This window comes from Stagnihabitans tardus (assembly GCF_009925085.1).
GTDB classification, from domain to species: domain Bacteria; phylum Pseudomonadota; class Alphaproteobacteria; order Rhodobacterales; family Rhodobacteraceae; genus Stagnihabitans; species Stagnihabitans tardus.
Map to the genome: position 1 here is coordinate 1 of NZ_JAABNR010000103.1, position 261 is coordinate 261.

Genomic DNA, 261 nt, shown 5'->3' on the forward strand with positions numbered 1-261 from the left:
TGCCGCCGTCGGCGCTCGGTTCGGATGCTGGTCGTGGTGATCGCATCGAGATCACCCTGGGCAATGGGCGCAAGCTCGCGATCGGGGTGACCATCGACCCGATGGTGCTGGCGCGCCTGGTTCAGGTTCTGGACCGGGCATGATCGCGTTCCCTGCGGCAGCAAAGGTCTGGATTGCGGGCGGCGCGACCGACATGCGGTGCGGGATGAACAGCCTCGCATTGAAGGTTCAGCAGGGCCTCGGGCGGGACCCGCACGGCGG

At 67.8% G+C, this 261-nt stretch carries 1 protein-coding gene; it reads left to right on the plus strand.

Going from position 1 to position 261, the window contains the following annotated elements:
- Positions 1-139: 139 nt before the first annotated feature.
- On the plus strand, positions 140-261 hold a 122-nt coding region (gene tnpB, locus GV832_RS22650; RefSeq protein ID WP_168776943.1), incomplete at its 3' end, for an IS66 family insertion sequence element accessory protein TnpB.